This window comes from Microbacterium salitolerans (assembly GCF_019720895.1).
Classification (GTDB): Bacteria; Actinomycetota; Actinomycetes; order Actinomycetales; family Microbacteriaceae; genus Microbacterium.
This window is the reverse complement of the sequence record NZ_JAHKSH010000003.1, coordinates 166,205-191,488: the sequence shown is the minus strand read 5'-3', so window position 1 is coordinate 191,488 and position 25,284 is coordinate 166,205. Positions and strand designations below refer to the sequence as shown.

Annotated in this window: 25 protein-coding genes; 10 read left to right on the top strand and 15 right to left on the bottom strand. The window is 68.9% G+C overall.

Annotated elements, in window-relative coordinates:
• Positions 1-26 precede the first annotated feature (26 nt).
• Positions 27-575 (bottom strand): LURP-one-related/scramblase family protein, encoded by a 549-nt coding sequence (locus tag KOL93_RS07465; protein ID WP_221584714.1) that lies wholly within the window; start codon positions 573-575, stop codon positions 27-29.
• Positions 576-731: 156 nt separating this feature from the next.
• Between KOL93_RS07465 and KOL93_RS07460 the strand changes: the two genes are divergently transcribed.
• Positions 732-1,145, top strand: coding sequence for a VOC family protein (locus KOL93_RS07460; protein WP_221584713.1), 414 nt, complete (start codon positions 732-734; stop codon positions 1,143-1,145).
• An 89-nt stretch (positions 1,146-1,234) separates the two neighbouring features.
• Here the strand turns inward: KOL93_RS07460 and KOL93_RS07455 are convergent, their stop codons facing one another.
• The gene (locus KOL93_RS07455) at positions 1,235-2,773 is read right to left on the bottom strand and encodes a bifunctional NAD(P)/FAD-dependent oxidoreductase/class I SAM-dependent methyltransferase (RefSeq protein WP_221584712.1); all 1,539 of its coding nucleotides are present in this window, start codon (positions 2,771-2,773) and stop codon (positions 1,235-1,237) included.
• Positions 2,774-2,838: 65 nt separating this feature from the next.
• On the opposite strand from KOL93_RS07455, the gene KOL93_RS07450 reads away from it, so the two are divergent.
• Complete coding sequence (locus KOL93_RS07450; RefSeq protein ID WP_221584711.1) at positions 2,839-3,390, top strand: helix-turn-helix domain-containing protein; 552 nt, start codon at positions 2,839-2,841, stop codon at positions 3,388-3,390.
• Positions 3,391-3,402: 12 nt separating this feature from the next.
• On the opposite strand, the gene KOL93_RS07445 is transcribed toward KOL93_RS07450, so the two are convergent.
• A complete protein-coding gene (locus KOL93_RS07445; protein ID WP_221584710.1) occupies positions 3,403-3,594 on the bottom strand; it encodes a hypothetical protein in 192 nt (63 codons plus the stop codon).
• Between the two features lie 40 nt (positions 3,595-3,634).
• Here KOL93_RS07445 and KOL93_RS07440 point away from each other — a divergent pair, with 40 nt between their 5' ends.
• Positions 3,635-4,246 (top strand): hypothetical protein, encoded by a 612-nt coding sequence (locus KOL93_RS07440; protein ID WP_221584709.1) that lies wholly within the window; start codon positions 3,635-3,637, stop codon positions 4,244-4,246.
• Between the two features lie 7 nt (positions 4,247-4,253).
• Here KOL93_RS07440 and KOL93_RS07435 read toward each other — a convergent pair whose 3' ends face one another.
• Positions 4,254-4,763: an Lrp/AsnC family transcriptional regulator gene (locus tag KOL93_RS07435; RefSeq protein WP_221584708.1), complete on the bottom strand. Its 510-nt coding sequence runs from the start codon at positions 4,761-4,763 to the stop codon at positions 4,254-4,256.
• A gap of 115 nt (positions 4,764-4,878) precedes the next feature.
• Between KOL93_RS07435 and ald the strand changes: the two genes are divergently transcribed.
• Entirely contained in the window at positions 4,879-5,976 is a 1,098-nt protein-coding gene (ald, locus tag KOL93_RS07430) for an alanine dehydrogenase (protein ID WP_221584707.1), read from the top strand.
• Between the two features lie 125 nt (positions 5,977-6,101).
• On the top strand, positions 6,102-7,220 hold the full coding sequence (locus KOL93_RS07425) for a polysaccharide deacetylase family protein (RefSeq protein ID WP_260406058.1): 1,119 nt from the start codon (positions 6,102-6,104) through the stop codon (positions 7,218-7,220).
• 30 nt (positions 7,221-7,250) lie between these two features.
• Here the strand turns inward: KOL93_RS07425 and KOL93_RS07420 are convergent, their stop codons facing one another.
• From KOL93_RS07420 to KOL93_RS07405, 4 genes are read right to left on the bottom strand one after another with little or no spacing between them, the layout of a single operon-like run.
• The gene (locus KOL93_RS07420; RefSeq protein WP_221584706.1) at positions 7,251-9,011 is read right to left on the bottom strand and encodes a DUF2207 domain-containing protein; all 1,761 of its coding nucleotides are present in this window, start codon (positions 9,009-9,011) and stop codon (positions 7,251-7,253) included.
• Between the two features lie 30 nt (positions 9,012-9,041).
• Positions 9,042-9,767, bottom strand: coding sequence for a cupin domain-containing protein (locus tag KOL93_RS07415; RefSeq protein ID WP_221584705.1), 726 nt, complete (start codon positions 9,765-9,767; stop codon positions 9,042-9,044).
• 11 nt (positions 9,768-9,778) lie between these two features.
• The gene (locus KOL93_RS07410; protein ID WP_221584704.1) at positions 9,779-10,873 is read right to left on the bottom strand and encodes a Gfo/Idh/MocA family protein; all 1,095 of its coding nucleotides are present in this window, start codon (positions 10,871-10,873) and stop codon (positions 9,779-9,781) included.
• Positions 10,870-11,775, bottom strand: coding sequence for a DUF6807 domain-containing protein (locus tag KOL93_RS07405; RefSeq protein ID WP_221584703.1), 906 nt, complete (start codon positions 11,773-11,775; stop codon positions 10,870-10,872). Before KOL93_RS07405 ends, KOL93_RS07410 begins: the two co-directional genes overlap by 4 nt.
• A gap of 72 nt (positions 11,776-11,847) precedes the next feature.
• On the opposite strand from KOL93_RS07405, the gene KOL93_RS07400 reads away from it, so the two are divergent.
• Complete coding sequence (locus KOL93_RS07400; RefSeq protein WP_221584702.1) at positions 11,848-12,861, top strand: LacI family DNA-binding transcriptional regulator; 1,014 nt, start codon at positions 11,848-11,850, stop codon at positions 12,859-12,861.
• Here the strand turns inward: KOL93_RS07400 and KOL93_RS07395 are convergent.
• Positions 12,852-14,408: a DUF5597 domain-containing protein gene (locus KOL93_RS07395; protein ID WP_221584701.1), complete on the bottom strand. Its 1,557-nt coding sequence runs from the start codon at positions 14,406-14,408 to the stop codon at positions 12,852-12,854. The two genes, KOL93_RS07400 and KOL93_RS07395, sit on opposite strands and share 10 nt — an antisense overlap.
• 210 nt (positions 14,409-14,618) lie before the next feature.
• Between KOL93_RS07395 and KOL93_RS07390 the strand changes: the two genes are divergently transcribed.
• From KOL93_RS07390 to KOL93_RS07375, 4 genes are all read left to right on the top strand, one after another.
• Positions 14,619-15,596 (top strand): ABC transporter permease, encoded by a 978-nt coding sequence (locus KOL93_RS07390; protein ID WP_221584700.1) that lies wholly within the window; start codon positions 14,619-14,621, stop codon positions 15,594-15,596.
• A gap of 32 nt (positions 15,597-15,628) precedes the next feature.
• Positions 15,629-16,522 carry a carbohydrate ABC transporter permease gene (locus tag KOL93_RS07385; protein WP_374107116.1) on the top strand — a complete coding sequence of 298 codons (894 nt, stop codon included), beginning with the start codon at positions 15,629-15,631 and terminating at the stop codon, positions 16,520-16,522.
• Positions 16,523-16,600: 78 nt separating this feature from the next.
• A complete protein-coding gene (locus tag KOL93_RS07380; RefSeq protein ID WP_221584698.1) occupies positions 16,601-18,265 on the top strand; it encodes a type 2 periplasmic-binding domain-containing protein in 1,665 nt (554 codons plus the stop codon).
• A gap of 14 nt (positions 18,266-18,279) precedes the next feature.
• Entirely contained in the window at positions 18,280-18,984 is a 705-nt protein-coding gene (locus tag KOL93_RS07375; protein ID WP_221584697.1) for a glycosyltransferase, read from the top strand.
• Positions 18,985-19,013: 29 nt separating this feature from the next.
• Here the strand turns inward: KOL93_RS07375 and mnhG are convergent, their stop codons facing one another.
• The 6 genes from mnhG to KOL93_RS07345 are packed head-to-tail and all read right to left on the bottom strand — an operon-like array spanning position 19,014 to position 25,179.
• A complete protein-coding gene (gene mnhG, locus KOL93_RS07370; protein ID WP_221584696.1) occupies positions 19,014-19,361 on the bottom strand; it encodes a monovalent cation/H(+) antiporter subunit G in 348 nt (115 codons plus the stop codon).
• On the bottom strand, positions 19,361-19,648 hold the full coding sequence (locus tag KOL93_RS07365) for a monovalent cation/H+ antiporter complex subunit F (RefSeq protein ID WP_221584695.1): 288 nt from the start codon (positions 19,646-19,648) through the stop codon (positions 19,361-19,363). The genes mnhG and KOL93_RS07365 overlap by 1 nt, the downstream gene beginning before the upstream one ends.
• A complete protein-coding gene (locus tag KOL93_RS07360) occupies positions 19,645-20,214 on the bottom strand; it encodes a Na+/H+ antiporter subunit E (protein ID WP_221584694.1) in 570 nt (189 codons plus the stop codon). The genes KOL93_RS07365 and KOL93_RS07360 overlap by 4 nt, the downstream gene beginning before the upstream one ends.
• Positions 20,211-21,767, bottom strand: a complete 1,557-nt coding sequence (locus KOL93_RS07355) for a Na+/H+ antiporter subunit D (RefSeq protein ID WP_221584693.1) — start codon at positions 21,765-21,767, stop codon at positions 20,211-20,213. The genes KOL93_RS07360 and KOL93_RS07355 overlap by 4 nt, the downstream gene beginning before the upstream one ends.
• Positions 21,764-22,252, bottom strand: coding sequence for a Na(+)/H(+) antiporter subunit C (locus tag KOL93_RS07350; protein ID WP_221584692.1), 489 nt, complete (start codon positions 22,250-22,252; stop codon positions 21,764-21,766). Before KOL93_RS07350 ends, KOL93_RS07355 begins: the two co-directional genes overlap by 4 nt.
• A complete protein-coding gene (locus KOL93_RS07345) occupies positions 22,249-25,179 on the bottom strand; it encodes a Na+/H+ antiporter subunit A (RefSeq protein WP_221584691.1) in 2,931 nt (976 codons plus the stop codon). The genes KOL93_RS07350 and KOL93_RS07345 overlap by 4 nt, the downstream gene beginning before the upstream one ends.
• Positions 25,180-25,284: the final 105 nt, after the last annotated feature.

Genomic DNA, 25,284 nt, shown 5'->3' with positions numbered 1-25,284 from the left:
CCCTGTCGCGTGCCGGAACGGCGGTGTCAGCCCCTGCTCTGCTTCTCGCGGATGAGATCGAGCGCGAGCGTCGCGCCGATGATCGCCTTGCGCTGCGTCTCCGTGAGATTCGGCGCCAGCTGCACGCCGTAGGTCGACATGCCCATGAGCGCGGCGCCCATGCCGGACCACTGGCGGGAGGCGGATGCCATGACGCCGTACTGGCCGACGATCTGGAAGTCGAAGCCGAAGATGTTGCCCTCGAGGTGGATCTCCTCGCCCTGCACGTCGAGCGTGACGTGGGTCTTGAAGAAGGCGATGCGCTTGACGAGGTTCGCGAGCAGCGTGCCGTCGGCGTCGAGGATCTCCATGCGGTCGCGGCCGAACGTCACGGTGTCCCTGATGTGGATGAGCGGATTGCCGGGGCCGTCGAACACGGTGAGCTCACGCGCCCCCATGAACATCCGGCCCATCGTGCTGCCGCCGGTCTCGACGTGCGCGATCTGCTGACCCTGGCCGTCCATGATCGCGAAGTCGTTCTTCGAGAAGTTCCTCGTCTGCTGGAAGACGAGCACGTCGTGGGTGAGGATCGACATGCGTTCGATCCTTCCACGCTGCCCCTTCAGCGCGCACGCACCTCGCGCCTGACCCTTCCGTGACGGATTCGTGAACCCTCTTTCGTTTGTCAGGGGTTCACGTGAGGATCCTCTCGGGCGCCGGGCACACGGTCCGGCCGGACGGAGGGGTTCACCATGCCTGTCAAGATCACGTCGTACATCGGCTTCAGCGGAGATGCCGAGGAGGCGATGACGCTGTACCAGAGCGTGCTCGGCGGCACGCTCGATCTCACGCGCTACAAGGACATGCCGATGGCGGAGATGGAGGGCGACCCCGAGTGGGTCATGCACAGCCAGCTCGAGCTGCCGGGCGGCGCCACGATCATGGCCGCCGACACCCCCGAGGGATCGGACGGCGGATCGCGCATCGACGTCATCCTCTACGGCGACGACGCCGACGAGCTCGCCGGGGCCTTCGAGGGCCTGTCCGCGGGTGGCAGCGTCACGATGCCCTGGGCGAAGGCGCCGTGGGGCAGCTGGTTCGGGCAGCTCACCGACCGCTTCGGCGTCAGCTGGATGATCGAGGGCGGCGGCGAGCAACAGAGTTGAATCGCGCGGGTGGCGGCCGGACTCGCGTTCCGCCGCCACCCGCACAGTCGTATTGGTGCGCACCTCTGCCAGCCTCAGACGTCAGCGCCTCACTCGAGCCGCCGAAGAAGCAGCACCCCGTCGTCGAGGTGCGCGGCAGTGCCGTCGGGCGCCGTCACCTCTCGCGCGCGTGTCTCGACCAGCGCGGGGTGCCAGACCTGAGGGTCCAGCCCCAGCAGGGCGAGCTCCTCATCCGGTGCACGCATGACCGGCGCGTGCGCGGGCATCTCCGACACCCAGGGCGGCGGTGCGGCGTGCGAGACCGCCAGCAGGTGTCCGCCGGGCGCGACGCGCGACGCGGCCTCGCGCAGCAGCCGGATCCGCGGGAAGTCGGGTTCCCAGGAGTGCAGGAACGTGGTGAGCACGAGGTCGAACGTGCCGTCGACCGACGCCGCGCCGTCGCCGACGCGGAAGTCGACGTCGACGCCGCGCTCCTGCGCGAACACCGACGCCCGACGAACCGCCGTGGCCGAGACGTCGACTCCCTGCACGCGCCAGCCGTTTCCCGCGAGCCACACGGCGTCGCCGCCCTCGCCGGCTCCGACGTCGAGGGCGGTGCCCGGCGGAAGCGCGCGCACGACATCGGCGACGGTGGCGTTCACTCGGCCCGTCCAGAATCGATCCTCCGCGGCGTATCGCTCCTCCCACGCCGCATTCCGCTCGGCGGCGCGCGCGGCGACAGCGGCGTCGGCATCCTGCGCCACCAGGGCGGCGTTCACCCCGGCCCCGGCCATCGATCCTGCACCCATCGCGACCGGCACGTTCGCGAACGGCGCCGTGACGTTGCCGGCCGCGAAGATGCGCGGGTGGCTCGTGCGGCCGAGCATGTCGACGGCGAGCGGATCCCCGGGCGCCTCCGTGCGCGCCAGCTCGAACGACGCCGCGAAGGCCAGGTCGAGCTCGGGGGCTCCGCCCGTGAAGATGGCATCGACGCCGTACTCGGCGCCGCCGTTCGTCGTGACCACGAGGCCGGATTCCGCGCGACGAACCTGCGCGACGGGGGCCCGTTCGATGCGGACCCCGCGCGCGGCGAGCCGCACGGCCGCCTCCTCGTCGAGCGGCTCCGCGGCGGCGGTGAACACCGTGACGTCGTCCGAGAGCTGCCGCACCAGATCCGCCTGATGCAGGCTCATCGGCGACGTCGCCAGCACGGCGAGCCGCGTATCCGCGACCTCCCATCCGTGGCAGTACGGGCAGTGCAGCACGGTGCGACCCCACTCCTCGGCCAGACCGGGCACGTCGGGCAGGTCGTCGCGCACGCCCGTCGTGATGATGACCGCGCGCGCCGTGTCGACCGCTCCGTCGGCGCGCACCACGCGGATCCGCGGCCCCTCGTCGACGAGCTCGGCGACGGAACCCGCCGCGAACTCGACGCCGTAGCCGCGCGCCTCGGCACGTCCGACCTCGAGCAGCTCTGCCGGATCCTTTCCGTCGTGGCCGAGCACGCCGTGCATGTGCGCGGCGAATCGGTTGCGGGGCTCGCCCGCGTCGATCACGAGCGTGCGCCGGCGCGACCGCCCGAGCATCTGCGCGGCACTCAGCCCCGCGATGCCTCCGCCGATGATCACGGCATCCCATTCGTTCGTCATGGAACCATGATCAGCCCGTCAGGCGATACTGGCAAAGGTTCTTGCGGAAATGGCAAGATGGAATCATGGACGCCCTCGATCAGATCGGCCCCCGACTCCGCGCCGCCCGTCGCGCACGCGACTGGACGCTCGACGAGCTCGCTCGGCGAGCCGGCATGTCGCCGAGCACGCTGTCCCGCCTCGAGTCCGGAAAACGGCAGGCGTCGCTCGAGCTGCTCCTGCCCCTCACCCGGCAGCTCGGCCTGCGCATCGACGACCTGCTGCCCGCGCCCGCGACGGATCCGCGCGTGCGCCGCTCCGTCGAGCGGCGCGACGGCATGACCATCGCCCCGCTCACCCTCGAGCAGTCGCCGATGAAGACCTTCAAGGTGACGTATCCGCCCACCGATGAGGCGCCCGCGCCGCGCGTGCACAACGGGTACGAGTGGCTCTACGTCCTGAGCGGCCGGCTGCGCCTCGCTCTCGACGGACACGAGCACATCCTCACCCCGGGAGAGGCGGCGGAGTTCGAGACCCAGACCCCGCACAGCCTCAGCGCAACAGCCGACGGCCCCGCCGAGGTTCTCAGCATCTTCAGCATCGACGGGGAGCGGATCCACACCCACCGCGCCGAGTGACCACGCGGCCCGTCATCCTCCGGGGATGTCGAGGTGCGCTTTCTTCGCCTGCTTGCGGTTGCGGGCCTTCGCGAAGATCTCCTTCGCGTCCTCCGGGGCGAGTCGACCTTCCGCGAGCATGCGGATCGGGCAGCGCTTGCAGCGAGGCGTCGACTTGCAGCACTTCTTCTTGGGCTTCGTCTTGCCCTTCTTCCCACCCGACATGACGTCAGCGTAGACCGGTGCACCCTCATACGATGTCGGCATGAGCGCGAGAGGAACGAGGACCACCGGCGGCCGACGACTCCTCGGCGCACTCGCCCTGACGGGTGCCCTGACAGCGGTCGCCGGGTGCAGTGCCGACGACACAACACTCGAGACGATCGGCGAGACCACGGCCGACGCGATCCGCGACGCCGGATCCGTGCAGTTCCGCATGACGACGCCCGACGAGTCCTTCGAGGGCGCCGCCGTCTACGAAGAGGGCGATGTCGCAGCGATCCACGTCGCGACGACGACGACGGGTGAGGAGAAGGAGGAGTGGGTCATCGATGGCGAGTACTGGCTCGAGCAGCCTCCGACCGGCCCCGCACAGAGCGACAGCATCGACCCCGCAGAGTTCGCGATGATCTGGGATTGGGCGCAGGTTCAGGAGGACTTCGCCGACGCGGCGACCGACGTCGAGAAGGTCGACGCGCGCGAGATCGACGGCGTCATGGCGCGCGGTTACGAACTGACCTCTGACGACCGCACCGAGACGTGGTGGATCGACGACGACGGGAAGATGCTCGAGTTCGAGTACGTGTTCGAGGACGGCCAGACCGGCGGCGGCTCCCTGTTCGCGTACGGCGACGACATCGAGATCACGGTGCCGTAGGCGGCCCCTACCGGAACCCCGCCGCCACGCCGCGGCGGTGGTACTCGAAGATGATGCTCGTGCGCGTGGAGGCCACGAACGGCTCCGTCGAGAGGTTCTCGACGACGAACTGCCGCACCTCGCTCGAGTCGGCCACAGCGATGTGCACCATGAAGTCGTCGGGACCGCCGAGGAAAAACAGCTGCAGCACCTGCGGGAGCTGCTTCACCTCGTCGATGAACGTGATGATGCTGTCGTGGCGCGTGCCGCCGCGCAGAGTCACGCCGATCATCGCCTGCAGCCCCCGCCCGAGGCGCTGGTGGTCGATGCTCGCGTGGAATCCGCGAATCACGCCCCGGTCGACGAGCGACCGGGTGCGGGCATGCGCGGTCGACGGCGCGATGTCGAGAGCCGCGGCGAGATCGGCGTTCGTCGTGCGGCCGTCGCGACTGAGGATCCGCACGATTCGGCGATCGAGATCGTCGAGTTCGACGGGCTGAAGATTCTTCGCGGGAAGGTCGGATCCGGCACTCTTCATACCGTGAATCGTAGGCGAATCGCGCCTCGTACAGAAGGATCTGCCGCTGGTGGTGAAACCTCACGAATCTTCTGCGAACCTCCTTGTGTCGTCCGCCACAACGCGAGGAGCAGCCATGAGGATCTCGATCCCGACCGAGGTGAAGAACAGCGAAGATCGCGTCGCCGTGACGCCCGCGGGCGTCGATGCGCTCGTGCACGGCGGTCACGAGGTGTTCGTGCAGGCGGGCGCCGGCGACGGCTCCCGCATCTCCGACCACGACTACGAGACGGCAGGTGCGACGATCCTGCCCGACGCCGCCGCGACGTGGGGCGCCGCCGATCTCGTGCTCAAGGTGAAGGAGCCGATCGAACGCGAGTACGGCTTCCTGCGAGACGATCTCACCCTGTTCACATACCTGCACCTCGCGGCGAACCAGCCCCTGACGGACGCGCTCGTGCGCGCCGGCACCACGGCCGTCGCGTACGAGACCGTGCAGCTCGACGACCGCTCGCTGCCCCTCCTCACGCCGATGAGCGAGGTCGCCGGTCGCCTCTCGATCACCGTCGGCGCCTACCACCTGATGCGGGCGCACGGCGGGCGCGGCGCCCTCCTCGGCGGCGTCGCGGGCGTTCCGCGGGCGAACGTCGTCGTCATCGGCGGCGGCGTCGCCGGCGAGCACGCGATCGCCAACGCACTCGGGCTCGGCGCGCGGGTCACGGTGCTCGACGTCGACCTGCCGCGTCTGCGCGAGCTCGAGGCGCGCTACGGCAACGGCCTCGTCACACGCCACTCGACGCGCTACGCGATCGCCGAGGCGCTGGCGGATGCCGACCTCGTCGTGGGGTCCGTCCTCATCCCCGGCGCCGCCGCGCCGAAGCTCGTGACCGACGACATGGTCGCGGGAATGCGGGCCGGATCCGTTCTCGTCGACATCGCGATCGACCAGGGCGGCTGCTTCGAGGGGTCGCACCCGACGACGCACGACGCCCCGACCTTCGACGTGCACGACAGCGTGTTCTACTGCGTCGCGAACATGCCGGGCGCCGTGCCCGCCACGTCGACGCACGCCCTCACGAACGCGACGCTCCCCTACGTGCAGAAGGTGGCGAACCTCGGCTGGGACGCGGCGGCCGCCGCGGATCCCGCCCTCGCGAAGGGCCTGAACGTGCGCGGCGGCAAGATCATGAACGCGGGGGTCGCGAGCGCCTTCGGCTACGCCCTCGCCAGCTGAACCCCGGTGCGAGGACATCATCTTCGACGTCGGACACCGAGTTCGATGTCCTTTCTCGGAGATGATGTCCTCGCTCTCAGCCGAACCTCTCGCGCACGCTCGCGTGCCGACCTACCGTGGACGCGATGCCCCGCCCCCTGGAGCCCGGACGGCGCGCGATGCCCGCGCGCCCCGTCGTCGTGCTCGCCGCGGTCGTCCTCGTCGTCACCGGACTGATCCTCGCCCTGGCGCTGACGCGCGGCACCGCTCCTCCGGAGCCGTCCGCGGCACCGCCGCCGGCCGAGCAGTCCGAGGAACCGGACACGGCCGCGCAGCTGCTCGCCGCTTCCGAGGATCCGCAGGCGTGCGCCGTGACGTTCGCGGGAGAGGCCGTCGAAGAGCGTCCGATGCTCGTCTCCGCCGACGAGCCGTACCCCGAGCTGCCCATCCCGGTGCGCGATGGCCGGGTGTTCGCGGGCTGGTACACGTCGGCGGAGGCGGCCGGGACGCTCGCGACGCGCGAGCGCGTCAACATCGCCGACGCCGCGCGATGCGACGAGCGACGGCGACCGCTGCACGGCGCCTGGCGCACCCCCGCGGAGGTCGCGCGCGCCGATGTCGGCGTGCCCGTGCTGATGTACCACCTGTTCACGGAGCGCCCCGAGGGGATCGAGGGTCCGCTGCAGCGCCTCGCGACCGACATCGACGACTTCGACGCACAGATGGGCCATCTGGCCGACCGCGGCTTCTACCACCCCAGCTGGCGCGAGCTGTCGGCATTCATCGACGGCGATCTTCAGCTGCCGGAGCGATCCGTCGTCGTCACGGACGACGACGTGCATCCCAGCTGGTCGGACCTCGCGATCCCGGTGCTGGAGAGGCACGGGATCCTCGCGACGAGCTTCGTGATCACGGGGTCCGGCCGCGAGCAGACGCCGTCACAGCTCGTGCTGCAGCGCTCGCACACGCACGACATGCACACGCGCGCCGACGATGGCCGGGGGCGCATGCTCAGCTGGTCGTCGGAGCAGATCATCTCGGATCTCGAGACCTCGACCGACCTCCTCCACGCGAAGGAGGTCGTCGCCTACCCGTTCGGGCACTACGACGACGCGGCGTTGCAGGCGGTCCGCGCGGCAGGCTTCGAGCTGGGGCTCACGACCGAGACGGGCCGGGTGCACGCCGGATCCGACAAGCTCACCCTGCCCCGCATCGCGATCGACTACGGCCTGCCGCTCGAGGACTTCATCGACCTGGTCGGCTGAGCGACGGCGGCGCTCCCGGAGCCAGTGGGATCACACCCCGCCTCCGCCGCCTCCGCCACCGCCGCCGCCGGCCGACCCGCCGCCGCTGGATCCACCGGAGGTCGAGCTGCTGCTCGAGGCGCTCGACGACAGCGAGGACATCCCCGACGAGAAGGCCGCGGCGCTGAAGGCGCCGGATCCCGCGTACCAGCCGGGCGAGCCGTCGCCGTACCGCACGGCGAGCTCCTCCGACCACTTCTTCTCCATGCCGAAGATGACGGCGTACGGGAGGAGACGCTCGTAGAGGTGCAGCACCTGCGCCGGGTCGTTCGCATCGATCGCGCTGCGCTCGGCGCCCTCGGGCGACTGGAGCATGCGGATCCGGTCGGCTTCCGCCCACGCCATGAACATCTCGAGCCCGCGCAGGTGGTCGCGCGCCTCGGCGCCCGCCTCGGTCAGCGGGTCACGCGAGACGAGGAAGAGGGAAGCGAAGAACGCCACGACGCCGACGAAGCAGAGCGCAACCGGCAGCGCCGGAGAGACGTAGTTGACGCCGGCGATGACGCCGAAGAGGAAGGTCGCGCCCCCGAAGACGACCGCTGCCACGACGGGCGGCGCGATCAACGCCGGAGACACCTTTCGCCGCAGGTGCTTCGTGTTCTTCTTCGCAAGGCTGATCGCGGCCTGTGCCCGCTTCGCGAACTGCGAGTTCGACTTCCCGAATGTGAACACGTCACCCGCCACGAGCCCGGGGAACAGCCCCTCGAGGATCTCCCTCCCGTTCGCGTCGGCGAGGCGCGGATCGAGCAGCTGGGCCTCCATCTTCTTCGAGCCGAAGAGCCCCTTCTCGTTCTCGAGGATCCGCAGGGATCCCCCGACCGCCTGCTCGAGGATCTCGGCGGGCACCGCCTTCGTCGACCTCTTCAGCAGCACGCTCGCGCGCATCGCGTCCATGCCGGCAGGCGGGGCGTACTCAGGGATGATCGTCGGCCGCCCCGGCGCATCGCGCAGGTGGCGGACGCGCACCGCGATCGACCAGACGACGGCTCCGAGGGCGAGCAGGGCCGTGCCGATCTGCGCGATCGCCCATCCGGACGCGAACGGCGAGGAATCGAACTCGGCGAAGGTGCCGGGCTCGAAGCCGACCGCGACCGTCATCACCTGGTAGGGGCCGAGCGAGACGGGTCCGGCACCGACGTCCGCCCCGTTCACCCGGGCGTCGCACTGTGCGTCGGACCCCGTGGATCCGGAGTAGCACGCGGCGTCGCCGGTCATCTCGGCGGCAAGCTCGGGATCCACGTGGACCTCGGCCGTCACCGTGCCGAACGACTGCGGCCACTCCTCGCCGTTGACATCCCAGTAGAACTCGTCGACGCCGTTGTCCATCGTGCGCCCGACGTTCTCGAGCGTGTAGGTGAAGACGAACGTCTGCCGGCCGTGCAGGTAGTCATCCGCGCGCGACGTGACGTAGTAGTACCCGTCCTCGGTCTCGGTCTCGACCGGCCGCGGATCCCCGTTCTCGTCCGTCACGCGGATGAGCGTGGGGTGGAGCGGAGCGCCGAGGTACGCGTCGGGGATCGCGCGCCGCATGCCGCGGTTCTGGTCGGCGGAGGGGAACTCGGCGACGAATGTCTCGGTCACCGTCACGACCCCGGCGCCCTCGTCGTCGCGCGACAGCTCGTAGACGACGTCGAGACTCGCGAAGTCGAAGTCGTCGACGTCGGCGCTGGCGGGCGCCGCTCCGAGCAGAACCAGCACGCCTGCGGCGAGCGCGATGAGCGCGCGCCTGATCCATCCCCCGGTGTTCCTCATGCACCCAGCCTAGGGAAGAGCTCGCGGGAACTACTCCGGGACCAGGTCTGGCCAGACCGTCAGCCTCCCGCACATCCCCCATGCCTCTTCGGGCGCAGCCGTCGCGGATCCGAGGGTCGCCTCGAACAGGTGCGACACGTCGCCGCAGGCGAGGGCGTCGAGCTGCGCGCCCGTGCGATCGGCCTGCGCACGCGGCCCGTCCGACCACACGGCGCGCCACCGCTCGAGACGGTCGGCGACAAGCACTGCGGCGCGCTCGTAGTACGGGCGCAGCGCGGCCTCGCCGCCGCGCGCATCGACCTCGCGACGCAAGGCGTCGAACCCCTCGAACGCGCGATCGCGGCGCGCTCGGGCGGCGTCCGCTCGTGCGGCGGGCTCCTCGGGGAGGGCGGCTGCAGCACGGTACGTCTCGGCGCTGGCGAGGGCGTCGAGCGGGAACGTCATGACCGCGTCGCCCGACTCGGGGAGCCCCGCGTTCTGCATGATCGTCACGATCTCGAGCCCGCCATCGTTGACGAGACGGTGCACCGTCCCCGGGTCGAATGCGACCGCCGCGCCGCGCGCCAGCGGCGTCTCGACGAAGCCGCCCGCCGTGAGCGTCTGCACGCGACCGGTCCCGCCGACGACGACGTACCCCTCGCGGGACAGCGTGTGGAAGTGCGGGCTTCCGCCATGCTCGGAGTCGGCGGCCTCCCAGTCGTACACGCGCAGGATCGACGACGACACGCCACCGGGCAGTTCGACGTTCGATGTCATGGGCATCCTCCTCAGGCGGTGCGGGCGGGCGACGCCCAGGGCGCGCCGGAGCCTCGCATCGAACCGTAGAACGGCGAGTCCTCACCGATCTCGCCGCGGGTGACGGGGCGGTGCTCGAACGCAGACGCGTAGATGGCCGCCAAGAGCTCGAGCGTGTCGCGAGCGTCGGCGGACGTCACGGGGAGCGGCCGCCCTTCGTCGAGCGCGCGATACACCTCGGCGAACTGTGCTCCGTGGCCGGAGCTGATCCCCATCTCGCTGGCTTCCCAGTCGGCGGCGAGAGACTCGGCGGCGTCGGGCGCGGGTGTGAGCCGCCACGAATCGTCCCCGTAGCCGTAGAGGTGCTCGAGCTCGACCGTGGCATGCGTGTAGTCGAACCGCAGGTAGCTCGTCTCGCGCGGAGAGAGCAGGCTGTTGACGACGCTCACCACCGCGCCCGACTCGAGTGTCACGAGCGCCGCCGACAGGTCCTCCGTCTCGACAGGACGTGCCCGACGGGCGGCGACCGCCGTGACCTCGCGCCACGGCCCGAGGATCGACAGCATCGTGTCGATCTGGTGGATGCCGTGCCCCATGGTCGGCCCTCCCCCCTCGCTGTCCCACGTGCCTCGCCACGGCAGGTCGAAGTAGCTGTCGGGGCGGTACCACAGCGTGTGGCACACGGCCGTCATCGCCTCCCCGAGCCCGCCGTCGCGCGTGCGCTCGGCGAGCCATCGCGCGCGACCACCGAAGCGGTGCTGCGACACCGTGGCGAAGCTCGCCCCGGTGCGACGCTCGGCGGCGCGGATCCTGTCGAGCTCTGCCAGCGACAGCGCGGGCGGCTTCTCGCTCAGGACCGAGACGCCCGCAGCGAGAGCGGCTTCGCCCTGCGCGACGTGGAGCCCTGGCGGCGAGCACAGGTGCACGATGTCGATGCCGCCCCGCTCCAGCATCTCGTCGAGCGACGCGTCGACGCGCCCGCCCCATTTCGCCGCGAAGTCGCGCGAACGCGCCTCGTCGATGTCGGCGACCGCCGCGATCTCCGCTGCCCCATTGAGGCGCGACAGGCTCTCGGCATGCACGTTCGCGATGCCGCCCGTTCCGATGATCCCCACGCGCGTCGTCATCGGAGGTCCCCCGCCGTACGCGCGGACGCCACGAGCGCGGCCGCCCGGTCGGCGTCGCTCGCACCGTCGGCGATCACGACGTCGTACCGCATGGCGTACGTCTCGCCGACGCCGACAGGAACCTCTTCGTCGAAGAACGGTGCGGGCCCGAGACAGGCGAAGATGTTCGATCGCACGAACCACTTCGGCGTCTGGTCGAGATCGGCCATGATGACGGTCGACGTCGCTCCGTCGCCGTCATGCTGCCCGACGAAGCCCATCCACGCGTGCCGTGTCCCGCGCAGGTCCTCGGCATCGCCCGCGCCGTCCGCCGTGAGGACGTCGCCGCCGCTGAACGACCGCGGCCCACGCCAGAACACACCCCCGTAGCCCGCGTTCTCACGCCCCTCGGTCGTCGGAGACCCCATGCGGATCGCCTCTCCCGACACGTTGCGCAGCGCCGTCTCCCAGCGCAGGGACCACGCGTCGTCGTCGAGGAGCGAGACCGTGAGGCGGCGCTCCTCCGAGAAGACGAGGGATCCGTTCTCCGCGCGCCAATCGAGGGCGTGGGCATAGACTCCGTCAGTCGCGGGGAGACGCGAGGCGTGCTCCTGCGCACCGTTGTTGGGGAGCTGCTCGTACCAGCCCGCCCGTCGCGTGTAGGTCGGCCCTCCCCAGAAGTTGTGCGGCCCCACGTTCGGCAGCGCGAGAGAGATGCCCTTGTGCCACACGTGATCGTGCGGGCGGAAGAGACTCACAAGCCGGCCGGAACGGGTGCGTAGCGGGTGCACGTACGGCTTCGGCGACTCGTACTGCACGGTGTCTGGCCGGAGCTCGTAGTGGGCGAGTTCGACGTCGTCGGCGAGAATGCGGACGACGTCGTCCTGCTCTTCGATCAGAGTTTGCGAAAATGTTTCGATCATGGCACGCTCGAGCGTAGAGGCCGTGACGTTCTCGCGTCAATACCCACGGTCAGAAGAACCCGAGGAGAAGTCATGGCCGGCTCGCGCCCCACCCTCGCCGACATCGCCGAGGCCGCCGGCGTCTCGGTCCCCACTGTCTCGAAGGCCATCGCCGGGCGATCCGACGTCGCCCAGAAGACGCGACAGCGCGTCCTCGAGGCCATGCACGATCTCGGCTACCTCGCTCGGCCGACGTGGGGCGGAGGCGACCGCCACGGAGTCATCGAGCTGCTGATCGGCGGCATCGGATCGCTGTGGGCGATCGAGATCGTGCGCGGCGCCGAAGACGCGGCCGCGCGCTACGGCAAGTCGCTCGTCCTCACGAATGCGAACCGCGAGGGGTTCTCGATCGACGACTGGATCGATGCGACGCTCTCCCACAAGGCTGCGGGCGCGATCATCGCCACAACGCAGGCGTCTGACGGATTCGCCCGGCTCGTCGCCGCCGGCATCCCCATCGTCCGCCTCGACTCGCTGGGCGTCGCCGGCACAGGCGAGGCACAGGTCGGCGCGACCAACTGGGCCGGCATGCGCAGCGCGACCCAGCACCTGCTCGACCTCGGCCATACGCGCATCGGGCTGATCGGAGGCAAGCCCGGCACACCCGTGGCCCACGACCGCTTCGAGGGGTACAGCGCGGCACTGCGCCGAGCGGGGATCCCGGTCGATCCCGCACTCACGTTCGACGGCGACTTCATGGTGGCGGGCGGCGAAGCCGGCGCACAGGCGCTGCTCGACCTGGAGGATCCGCCGACCGCGATCGCCGCGGCAAGCGACCTCGAGGCGATGGGCGTCTACCACGTCGCGCAGGCCCGTGGGCTCCGCATCCCCGACGACCTCTCCGTCGTCGGCTTCGACGACACGCTCCTGTGCGAATACCTGTCCCCGCCGCTCACGACAGTGCGTCAGCCGCTCGCGCAGATGGCGGAGCAGACGGTGCGCCTGCTCATGGATCACATCCATGATGGTCCGCCCGCACACTCGCGCATCGAGCTGTCGACCGTGCTCGTGGAGCGCAGCAGCACGGGGGTGCCCGCTCAGCGATAGCGATGCAGCGCGACACGCTGGATCGAGAAGGATCCCGGCGGCAGCCGCACGTGCCGACCCTGATGCGTCTCGTCTCCGTTCAGCCGGCGAATCGAGCGCCACGAGCCTCGCTCATCGATCCCGCCCTCATCGCACCGCAGGATGCCGATCGTCTCGACCGACGCTTCGGCCGCGGCGAAGGTCAGGGTGACGCCCATCCCCGCGACGACGAGCTCGTCGTCGCCCGTCTGGATGACGATGGCGCCGGCGGGCAGGTGCGTCTGGTCGCTCGGCCGGTCGTCGGCCTCGTTGATGACGCCGTCGGCGAGACCGGGCGAGACCGCGTGCTCGTAGACCGCGCTCAGAACGAGCCCGCCCAGCCGCACGCGATGCGGCGGGCGGTGGCCTCCGGTCGGCGGCAGCAGCCCGCGCATCGTGTCGCCTCCGACGTGCGCGGAGATGAGCGGAGAGAGCTGGCGGATCACGTCGTAGCTCTCGCGGAGCAGCTGCTCCGCGAGCCCGGTGATCTGCTCGACCCCGAATACGGAGAACCCGATGGCGCCGTGCGCCCCGAACGCGTAGAGCGCATTGACGGATGCCTCGACGCTGCGCAGCGCCTCCGGGACGAACAGCGGGTTGCCGCTGTCGGCGTACCGCCCCGCCCATTCCGCGAACTCGGGAAAGTAGATGTCGGGCGCGAGGAAGTCGAGCGACGGCGCACCGAGCCGCCAGACGTCGGCCAGATGCGGAAGCGGGCCCGCACTCGGGTACTGCCCGGGCTCTGCGCCCGGCCGGATCAGAGCGGCGTTCGTGTACATCGGCAGATCCAGCTCGCTCCGACCCGCAGCCGTCACGTGCTCGACATACCTCGCGAAGGCCCACGCCATGAAGACCTCGGCGCCGAGAGGGCCCTCCAGGGATCCTTCCGCCCAGGTGCCGCTCGCACCCCGCGCGCGTGCCAGCTCCGGCGGGATCTCCGACCGGAATGCCTGCTCCGCGAGATCGCCATGATCACGTGCCTCCGGGATCATGCCGATCTCGTTCTCGACCTGCACCATGATCACGGTGCGGTCCACATCGTGCACGCGCAGGTGCGCCATGAGCTGCGCGAACGCGCGCGCATCGGCGTCGCGGTTCTCGTCACTGAACGGCGTGAGGATGTCGAGCGCGCGCCCAAGGCTGTCACGACATCGCGGGAATCGCTCGGAATCCGTCTTCACCCATTCCGGCACGTAGCAGGAGACGCTGTTCTTCCAGCTCCCGAACCACAGGAGCACGACGCGCATCCCGTGCGATCGGGCATCCTCGAGGAGCTCGTCCACGCTCGTCCAGTCGAACTCGCCCTCCCGCGGCTCGATCAGCTCCCAGTACGCGGGAGCGACGACCGTGTTGAGGCCGAGACGCACGAGCTCGTCCCACCGCCCCGCGAGGTATTCGCGGTGGGCGGCTGAGTTTCCGAGCTCGCCGCCCCGGATGAGGAACGGCTCGCCATCCACGAGAACTCGGGCGGCGGATCCGACCCGCTCCCATCGCGGCAGCGGCACGTCAGCGGTGTCGCGGGTCGTCATGTGTGCTCCACTCTCGCTCGGGCCGGCACATCGACCGCATGCCCGAAATAGACTTTCGTAATTCTTGCGCAATATGGCTTCCGGAATTGCTTGACTATCGCGCCACTTCCCCCCTACTGTCAAGGCACTGCCGCTCGATATCGATGTCGAAAGTTTCGACCGGTTTCCCGTTGACGTTCGCACGATGACGTGCGATCACCAGGAGGTTCGATGTCCCTCAGGACGGCCACCGCGACCGAGACGATGCGAACGGTCGAGCACCGCGCGCGTCGTGTGCGGCGCCAACGCACGAGCTGGCGCCGCTCGTTCCGTCGCGACTGGCGTCTGTACTCGCTCGCGATCCTCCCGATCGCATTCCTGCTCCTGTTCAAGTACGTGCCGATGCTCGGCAACGTGATCGCGTTCCGCCGCTACATCCCGGGCGGATCCATCTTCGGCGAGCAGTGGGTGGGCTTTGCGTACTTCGAACGGCTGCTCTCCGACGCGAAGTTCTGGGAGACGCTGTCGAACACGGTCATCATCGGCTCACTTGCCCTGATCATCGTGTTTCCGCTGCCGATCATCCTCGCGCTCCTCCTCAACGAGGTGCGGGTGAGGTGGTTCAAGAAGCTCGTCCAGACGGTCAGCTACCTGCCGCACTTCATGTCGATCGTGATCGTCGCGAGCTTCGTGTTCGAGCTCACGTCGCTCGACGGCAGCATCAATGCGATGATTCGGGCGATGGGCGGGGATCCCATCGCGTTCATGCAGGAGGCGGACTGGTTCCGCACCGTCTACGTCGTCTCGGAGGCGTGGCAGACCGTCGGCTGGGGAACGATCCTCTACCTCGCGGCGCTCACGACGATCGACGACCAGCTGTACGAGGCGGCCCGCATCGACGGCGCCAACCGCTGGCAGCAGACGTGGCACGTCACACTGCCGGGAATCCAGCACACCATGATGGTGCTCCTGATCCTCAACATCGGCCAGTTCATGGCCGTCGGGTTCGAGAAGATCTTCCTCCTCTACAACCCGCTCACGTATCCGACGGCCGATGTGCTCTCGACGTACGTGTACCGCATCGGGTTGACCTCCGGGCAGCCCAGCTACGCCACTGCCATCGGCCTGTTCGAGGCGCTCGTCGGCCTCGTTCTCGTCCTGACCGCCAACTTCGCCTCGCGCCGACTGACTGGGAGCTCACTGTGGTGACCACACCCGAGACCTCATCCGCACCGCCGGACATCGCCGGAGTTCGGGCGTCGACCCGGCAGATCAGGCCAACTCGCGGCTACCGCATCTTCACCGTCGTGAACGCGGTCGTGCTGGTGCTCATCGGCCTCGTCACCCTCTACCCCTTCGTCAACCTCGCCGCGCGAGCCTTCAGCTCGGAGGCCGCGATCAACGCCGGCGAAGTCTTTCTCTGGCCGATCGGATTCAACCTCACGACGCTCGAGAGCGTCGTGTCCCAGGAGCTGTTCTGGGTCAACTACCGCAACACGATCCTGTACACGATCGTCGCGACGATCATCGCGATGGCCCTCACGACGACCTTCGCCTATGTGCTCTCCAAGCATCATCTCAAGGGACGCACGTTCCTCATCGGGCTCGCGCTCTTCACGATGTTCTTCACCGGCGGCCTGATCCCGAACTACATCCTCATCTCGGAGCTCGGCTTCAAGAACACACTCTGGGCGATCGTGCTCCCGCAGGCGATCAACGTGTTCAACCTGCTCGTGATGAAGGCGTTCTTCGAGGCCTTCCCGACCGAGCTCGAGGAGGCCGCGGCGATCGACGGGCTGTCCACCTACGGCATCTTCTTCCGGGTCGTGCTCCCCCTCAGCAAGGCGGTGATCGCGACGATGGTGCTGTTCTATGCCGTCGCGTTCTGGAACTCGTGGTTCCAGGCCTTCCTCTACATGGACGATCCGAGCCTCTATCCCGTCACCGTCTTCCTCAGGAACATCATCGCGGGTGCGACGGGTACCGGCGAGGGCCTGAGCGACAACGCCGTTCAGATCGGCGCGAACGTCAAAGCCGTCACGACGATCCTGACGGTCCTGCCGATCGTCTGCCTCTACCCCTTCATCCAGAAGTACTTCGTGTCCGGCGTGATGCTCGGCTCCGTCAAGGGCTGAGCCGTGCGCCGGATCCGTGACCACCACAGAGCAGTCGCAGGCGACGATGCGTGCGACGCACACAGCACCGGAGGAAAGATGAGAACCCGACACACGGCGCTCGCGATCAGCGGTACCGCCATTCTCGCTCTCGGCCTGAGCGCCTGCTCAGGCAGCACGGGAGATCCAGACGGATCCGACGGCGATGCCACCATCGGCGATGACCAGTCGGTCGGCGCGATGGAGGACTTCGGGGTCGGCGACACCTTCGAGGCGACCGAACCCGTCACGTTCGGGCTCATGTATCGCGACCACCCGAACTACCCCGTGCAGGACGACTGGTCGATCCTCACGCACCTCGACGAGGACCACGGTGTCACCTTCGACATGCAGACGATCCCGCTGTCCGACTGGGAGCAGAAGCGCGCCCTGCTGATCAGCTCGGGCGACGCCGCCGACATCATCCCCTCCACATACGTCGCCGACGTCCAGGCCCTGACCGCGGGAGGCGCGCTGCTCCCGGTATCGGACTATCTCGACTACATGCCGAACTTCCAGGACAAGATCGAGAAGTGGGGCCTCGAAGAGGATCTCGACCGCACCCGCAACGCCGACGGAGACTTCTTCGTCCTCCCCGGGCTGCTCGAACAGGCGAAGCCCGACTACACCATCGCGATCCGATCTGATCTGTGGGAAGAGGCCGGGCTCGAGGATCCCGAGACGTGGGAGGAGTTCGCCGAGCAGCTCGCGATCATCCAACAGGAGAACCCCGACCTCGACTACCCGTACACGGAGCGCTGGAGCATCAACGGCCCGATGGAGGCGACGCTGCAGGCGGCCGCCGGCAACTTCGGCACGGAAGCCGGCTGGGGATTCGGCGACGGCGTGACCTGGAACGGCTCCGAGTTCGAGTACACGGGCGCCCAGGACGGATACAAAGATCTCGTCACCTACTTCCACGGCCTCGTGGAGGACGGACTGCTCGACCCAGCCGGGCTGACGCAGGACGACGACGCGGCACGCGCGAAGCTGACCACGGGCAAGGTCGCGGCCCTCGGGTCCAACTCGCAGGAGATCAACGTCTACCGACAGGGCCTCGAGGAGACGGGCAACGACGAGGCTGAGCTGCGGAACATCATCGTGCCGGGCGGCCCCGCGGGCAACATGATGGACGCGACGACCGGCGGACGGTTCGAGTCCGGAATCGCGATCTCGTCGGCGGCCGCCGACAAGCCGTACTTCGAAGCGCTCCTGCAGTACATCGACTGGCAGTACTTCGGCGACGAAGGGCTCGAGTTCGCCAAGTGGGGCGTCGAGGGCGAGACCTTCACCCGCGACGGCGACGCGCGCACGCTCGAGGCCGGCATCGACTGGAACGGCGTCAACCCGCAGGCCGGTGATGACCCGAAGCAGCTCAACACCGACTTCGGCTACTACAACGGCGTGTGGTCGCTCTCGCACGGATCCACGACAGACCTCCTCCTGTCGATGCTGACGGACGAAGTAGCCGACTTCCAGAACACGATGAACGCCGAGAAGGAGATCGCGGATGCCGGACCGGCGATGCCGCTCTCCGACCTGCAGCGCGAAGAGATCTCGATCACGCAGACGAACCTGCAGGACATCGCCATGACGGCGACCGCGCAGTTCATCAAGGGGGACCGGCCGCTCGATGAGTGGGACGCCTACATCGAGGAGCTTCGCGCGACGGGCATGGACGAGTTCGTCGCGACCGTCAACGAAGCCGCCGGCACGGGTTCCTGAAAGGGGCGACGACGGTGAGCACAGGATCGAACGCGCGGAAGGCCGCGCAGGCGGACGGTTTCGGATCCGGCGTGCTCTCTCGGGCGGCGGCCCTCGTGTACACACACCTCGTCATCGGGGTGCTGCTGTGCGCGGGGTCGTCGCCGACCGTCGCACTCCTTCTCCTGCTCGAGCGCAGTGCGTCGAATGTGCCTCTCGTTCCGCTGTGCTTCGTGCTCTCGGCACCTGCGCTGTCGGCCGCGCTGTTCGCATTGCACGAGCGAGAGCCAGGTGACGAACTCGCGCCCGCGCGGAGGTTCCTCCGCGGTCTGAGACTGGGCTGGTCCGATGCGCTGCGAGTGTGGACGCCTGCGATGGCCGCGCTCTCCCTGATCTCGGGTGGGATGGTTTCGCTCGATGATGCGGGCATCCCGGCCGCCTACGCGGGCATCCTCCTCACCCTCGGCGTCCTGTTCCTGCTGTGGGGCGTCAACGCACTCCTGATCGCGACGTTCTTCTCGTTCCGCTGGCGCGACACCGCACGACTCGCCGCCTTCTACATCGGACGGAGGTGGTCCGTGACCCTCGGAGAACTCGCGCTCCTCACCGTGGCGGTCGCCACCGTGTTCTTCACCACGGAAGCCGTCCTGTGGCTGTTCCAGGTCGTGTGGATCTCATTCCTCGTGATCGTCGCGCGCCCTCTGATCGCCGACGTGACGACCCGCTTCACGAAGACCTGAGCCGTCTCGAGCCGGTCCCGCGTCGACGGCTATCCGCGCTCGTCCTGCGCGTCGGCGTCGTCCGCCAGCTCGTCGATCACCAGGTTCGTACGGTCGATCGAGCCGTTGCGATACGCCTGCCGCCCGACCATGTGGGCGGCGAGGGGCGCGGTCGCCATCTGGATGAGGACCACCGGCACCACGAAGGCGACGACCGCCCACGACTGCAGCGACAGGGCGATGCCGATCGCGATGAGCAGGAGTCCGAGCACCTGCGGCTTCGTCGCGGCGTGCAGGCGCGAGGGCACGTCCCGGAATCGCAGCAGGCCGATCGCAGCCGTCAGGCACAGCAGCGCCCCGCACAGCACGAGGACGAGCGAGGCGATCTCGAGGAGCATCAGCCCTCACCCCCTGCCCCGCGGTCGCGACGCGCGACGAAGCGGGCGACGGCGATGGTGCCGAGGATCCCCGTCGCGGCGATCATGAGCATCACCGGCAGCGTGTCGGTGCGCTGATGGATGACCGCCTCTGCGCCCATGACGCACAGCACCTCGGTGAGCAGCACATCGCTCGCGACCGCGCGGTCGAGGATCGATGGGCCGATCGTCATGCGGATGATCGCGAGGATCGCCGCCACCGCGAACACGACGACGATCGCCGCGACGAGCACGCCCTGGATGGTCATGATGCGCTCCTCTCGACGAACGGACGCACCTTCTCGCGCACGAGCGCGAGCTCGGCCCGGGATCCGACGGCACGGACGATCCGCGCCTCCCACTCAAGGGCGCTGCGTCGCACATCCTCGATCTGATCAGGTGTCGTCGGACCGATCGCGTGCAGGTAGAGCACGCGATTCGTGCGATCGGCCTCGAGCACCGTCGTGCCGGGCACGAGCGACAGGGCGACGGAGACGTGCGTCATGATGAGGTCGTCATCGACGCGGAGCGGCGCACGCACGATCGCGGCCGAGGGCGGGTGGGGCTGGACGGTCTGCCACGCCACCTGCAGCGCGCCGGAGACGAGCTCGATGACGAACCAGCCGAGATCCACGATCATCCACCACGGGTTGATGCGGCCCGTCAGCTCGGCGGCCGGCAGGCGGAACACGGTCGTCACGACGATCGCGACCGCAATGCCCGTGATCAGCGCGAGCCAGGTGAATTGGCCCCAGAGCATCATCCAGAGCAGCACGAGCCACCCGAAGAACGGCAGCTGCGTCCACGCGTGACGGATCCACGACCGAAGGCTCATGAGTCCTGCTCCACCCCCTCGAGCTCGACGAGGGAGATGGGCTGCAGCAGGGACTCGCCGACGCGCTCGCAGATGTCGTAGATCGGACCCGCGAAGACCGTGAGCCCCAGCGTGATCGCGACCATGCCGACGGCGGCACCCGACATGATGCGGGGGATCTCGCGCTTCGTGTTCTGCTCGTCGGCGGCGGGTGCCCGCGACAGATAGTCGATCCGCGCCTCGGTCTCCGTCGAGTCGTCCTTCTCGCGCCAGAACGCGAGATTCCACGCGCGCATGAGCGCATAGAGCGTGAGCAGCGACGTCAGGACCCCGGCGCCGATCGCGACCCACATGATGGGCGTTCCCACCTGCGCGGCGGCGTCGAACAGCGCGAACTTTCCGATGAAGCCCGAGAACGGCGGGATGCCGCCCAGGTTCAGCGCGGGAACCAGATAGAGCGCGGAGATGAACGGCGCCGCCACGACGAGGCCCTTGACTCGCAGGATCGAGGTGGACCCCGCGAACCGCTCGATGAGCCCGACCGCGAGGAACAGCGTCGTCTGCACCACGATGTGGTGGACCATGTAGTAGACCGTCGCGCCCACCGCGGCCTCGGTCGCGATCGAGATGCCGAACACCATGTAGCCGACGTGGCTCACGAGCGTGAACGAGAGGATCCGCTTCAGCTCGGCCTGCGCGACGGCGCCGAGGATCCCCACGATCATCGTCGCGATCGCGAGGATCGCGAGGACGAGGTTGAGGTCGCTGTCATGGAAGAGCTGCGTCTCGGTGCGGATGATCGCGTAGACGCCAACCTTCGTCAGGAGTCCCGCGAACACAGCGGTGACGGGTGCGGGCGCCGTCGGATACGAGTCGGGCAGCCAGAACGACAGCGGGAAGATCGCCGCCTTGATCGCGAATCCGAGCAGCAGCAGGATGTGCAGCACCATCTGCACATCGGGCGGGATCTCGGTCATGCGCTCGGCGATCTGCGCCATGTTCACGGTGCCGAGCGCGCCGTAGATGACGGCGATCGCCGACAGGAAGATGATGCTCGACACGAGCGAGACGACGACGTACACCGTGCCGGTGCGGATGCGCGACTCCGTGGATCCGAGCGTGATCAGCACGTATGAGGCGACGAGCAGGATCTCGAAGCCGACGTAGAGGTTGAACAGGTCGCCCGCGATGAACGCGTTGAAGATGCCCGCCGCGAGGATCAGATACGACGGGTGGAAGATCGAGATCGGCGTCTCGGAGTCGCCGTCGGCCGCGCCCTGGGCGACGGAGAAGAGGAGGACGGCGAGCAGCACGATGCTCGAGACCGCCACGAGCAGGGCGGCGAGGCGATCGACGTAGAGCACGATGCCGAAGGGAAGAGGCCAGCCGCCGACCGACACGGCGAGGGGCGTGCCCAGGTCGACCGCGATGAGCATGACGACCGCGAGGACGAACGTAGCCGTGAGGGTGAGGACCGAGACGGCGACCTGCATGCGGCTGCGACGGCCCAGCAGGAGCGTGAGCGCGGCGCCCAGGAGAGGCAGCACGACGAAGAGCGGCACGAGCAGACTCACGATTCGCCCCCCGTCTCCTTCTTGACCTCGTCGGTCATGGACGTGATCGGGGCAGGCTCGCCATCGATGAACTCGGTGGTCGCCTCGTCCTCTTCTTCCGCGTCCTCCTCCTCGTCCTCGAGCACGTCCTCCGTCTCCTCCGCGCGCTCCCGCAGCGCGAGGTCCTCGACATCGTCGATCACGGTGTCGGCCTCGCCCAGCTGCCAGGAGCGATAGATGAGGGCGAGGAGGAAGGCGCTGACCGCGAAGGTGATCACGATCGCCGTCAGCATGAGCGCCTGCGGCAGCGGATCGCTCACTCCCTCGGCGCCGTAGAACGGCGAGACGCCGGGGAAGCCCATCGCGATGAGGAGCAGGAGATTCGTCGCGTTGCCGAGCAGGAGGAACCCGATGAGCACCCGCGTGAGGCTGCGCTCGAGCATCGCGTAGACGCCGAGGGCGTACAGCACGGCCATGACGATGACGAGAGACAGTGAGACGCTCATGTGCGCACCACCTCTCGGGGAGGGGTCTCGTGGATCTGGCGGTCGACCTCCGCACCGAGCGAGCGCAGCACGTCGAGGACGAGGCCCACGACGACGAGGTATACGCCGATGTCGAAGAACGTCGACGAGACGAACTCGATATGACCGACGATCGGCAGGTCGGCCTCCCATATCGCGCGCGTCAGCGGGTCCTCGCCGAAGAACATCGGCGTGACAGCGGTGGCGACCGCGATGAGCAGACCGGAGCCGAGCATGTAGCCCGCGTCGGTCGGGGCCGCGAGGCCGAGTTCGTACCGACCGCCCGCGACGTACCGCATGACGAGCGCGAGGCCGGCGACGAGCCCGCCGACGAAGCCGCCGCCGGGGAGATTGTGGCCCGCGAACAGCAGGTAGAGCGAGATGACGATGATCGTGTGGAAGAGGATCCGCACGACGACCTCGAGGATGAGGGAGCGCGACTCGGCGCTCATGCGCTGGCCGCCGACCAGCCAGGCGCGCGGGTGGTCGCGGTTCTCCGCCGTCTGCACGCGCACGCCCTCCGTCGTCTCGACGAGCGGGGTGCGGCGGGCGGCGCGGCGGGCGCTCGCCGGCACGCTCTCCCGGGCCTTGTCGCGCACCGCCGCGATTCGGTCGCCGCGCGCCGTGACGAACACCAGCGAGGCGACGCCGGTTGCGGCGAGGACGAGGACGCTGAGCTCGCCCATGGTGTCCCAGCCTCGGAGATCGACGAGGGCGACGTTGACGACGTTCTTGCCGTGCCCGATCTCGTAGGCGAGCTCGGGCCACGCGGTCGAGACCGGCTCGGCGATCCGCGCGCTCGAGGCGACGATCGCGACGACGGCCATCGTCGCGCCCACCGCGATGCCGATGATGGCGCGGACGACGGTGCCAGCGGATCCGTTGTGGCTGCCGAGGCGCGAGGGGATCCGCCGCAGCACGAGCGAGAACGCGATGAGCGTGACCGTCTCGATGAGAACCTGCGTGCCCGCGAGATCCGGAGCGCCGGAGATCGCGAACAGGACGATCATGCCGAACCCGGTCGCCGACACGAGGGCGACGCCCGTGAAGCGCTTGCGGGCGCGCACCGCGATGATGCCAGCGACGATCATGAGCAGCGCCGCGATGGGCTGGACCGGGTGCTGCCAGGCATCGACGTGCGCCTCGAAGCCGTCTCCCGTGAGCAGCACGACGGACTCCGCTGCGACGAGCACGACGAACACGGTGCCGACGTAGACGGGGAGGGAGCCGCGCTGCGTCGTGCGCGTGACGGCGACCGAGAGGCGGTCGACGCCCCGGGTGATGAGGTAGTAGACGTCGGCGGCCTGGAACCGGAGGATGCGGCCTGTGCGGTCCCAGCCGGTCGAGATCGACGCCCAGAAGATCAGTGCGCCGACGCCGAGCGCCAGAGCGGACAGTCCGAGCGCCGGCTCGAGCCCGTGCCAGAGCTTCAGGTGCACGTGCCCCTCGCCCGCCGTGTCGGCGTACGGGGCGAGCACGCGATCGAGCATCGGCGACACGAGGCCGCCCGCGAGCGTGAGCGCGGCGAGCACGAGGGGCGTCGAGAGGAAGCCGATCGGAGGGTCGGGCCAGACGGTCTCCGGCCGCCGCTGGCCGCGGGCGTCGCGCTTGCGGGCGAACGCACCCCACACGAAGCGGATCGCATATGCGGTTGTCAGCATGGATCCGACGACCACGCCCACGATCGCGATCCAGCCCCACACGCTGCCGGCGAGCGCGGCGTCGAGGAGCGACGTGAGCGCGGCCTCCTTGGCGACGAAGCCCAGGAGCGGTGGGACGCCCGCCATCGACGCGGCCGCGACGGTCGCGATGATCGCCATCGTCGGGGCCTGCCGACCGAGCCCGCTGAGCTGATCGATGTCGCGCGTCGAGAGCTGGCGGTCGATGACGCCGACGACGAGGAACAGCGCGGCCTTGAACAGCGCATGGGCGAGGATCAGCGCGACGCCCGCGAGCGCCGTGTCGCGGGTGCCGAACCCCACGACGACCGCGATGAAGCCGAGCTGGCTGACGGTGCCGTACGCGAGGATCCGCTTGAGGTCGCTCTCGCGCAGCGCCTGGAATCCCCCGAGCAGCATCGTGAAGATGCCGAGCGTGACGAGGATCGGCCGCCACGGCGTCTCGTCGGCGAACGTCGGCGCGAAGCGCGCGAGCAGATAGATGCCCGCCTTCACCATCGCGGCCGCGTGCAGGTAGGCGCTGACGGGCGTCGGCGCGGCCATCGCACCCGGCAGCCAGAAGTGGAACGGGAAGATCGCCGACTTGCTGAGGGCGCCGACGAGCAGCATCACGAGCGCAGCGTCGATGAGCGCGCCCGAGGGCGGCGACGCGAGGATCTCGGCGATGCTGGTCGTGCCGCTGGAAGTCGTGAGGATCACCGCGCCGACGAACATGACAAGCCCGCCGAGCGTCGTCGTGAGCAGCGCCTGCAGGGCGGCGCGACGCGACGCGGCGCGCGTGAACGAGTGCCCGATGAGGAGGTACGAGAGCACGCTCGTCATCTCCCAGAACATCACGAGCATGATGAGGTCGTCGGTCAGCACGAGCCCGTACATGGCCCCCGCGAAGGCTGCGAGCACGCCGGCGAACCGGCCGATTCCGTCGTGTTTGTCGCGGAAGTAGTTGCGGCAGTAGATCATCACGAGCGCACCGACGCCCGTGACGATGAGCGTCATCAGCCAGCTGAGCGTGTCCATCCGCATCGAGATGTCGATGCCGAGGGGGCGGATCCACTCGTATTCTTCGAACGGAATGTCGCCGGCGAGGACGTCTCCCGACATCGCCGCGGCGTGGACGAATCCGGCGAGCGGCACGAGGGCGCCGACGTAGAAGACACGAGGACCGAGCGGCTTCGCGAGCGGGACGAGGGCGATCGCCAGGGCGACGAAGGCGGCGAGGATCGCGAGCATGGCGTCTCCTCGTCGTCGGGCCGGGCAGCGGGCGCACAGGCGGCGGGTGTTCCTCGGGGTCCCAGTCTATTACGAAAGGGGCATGCGGGGCCCGCTTCCGGCGAC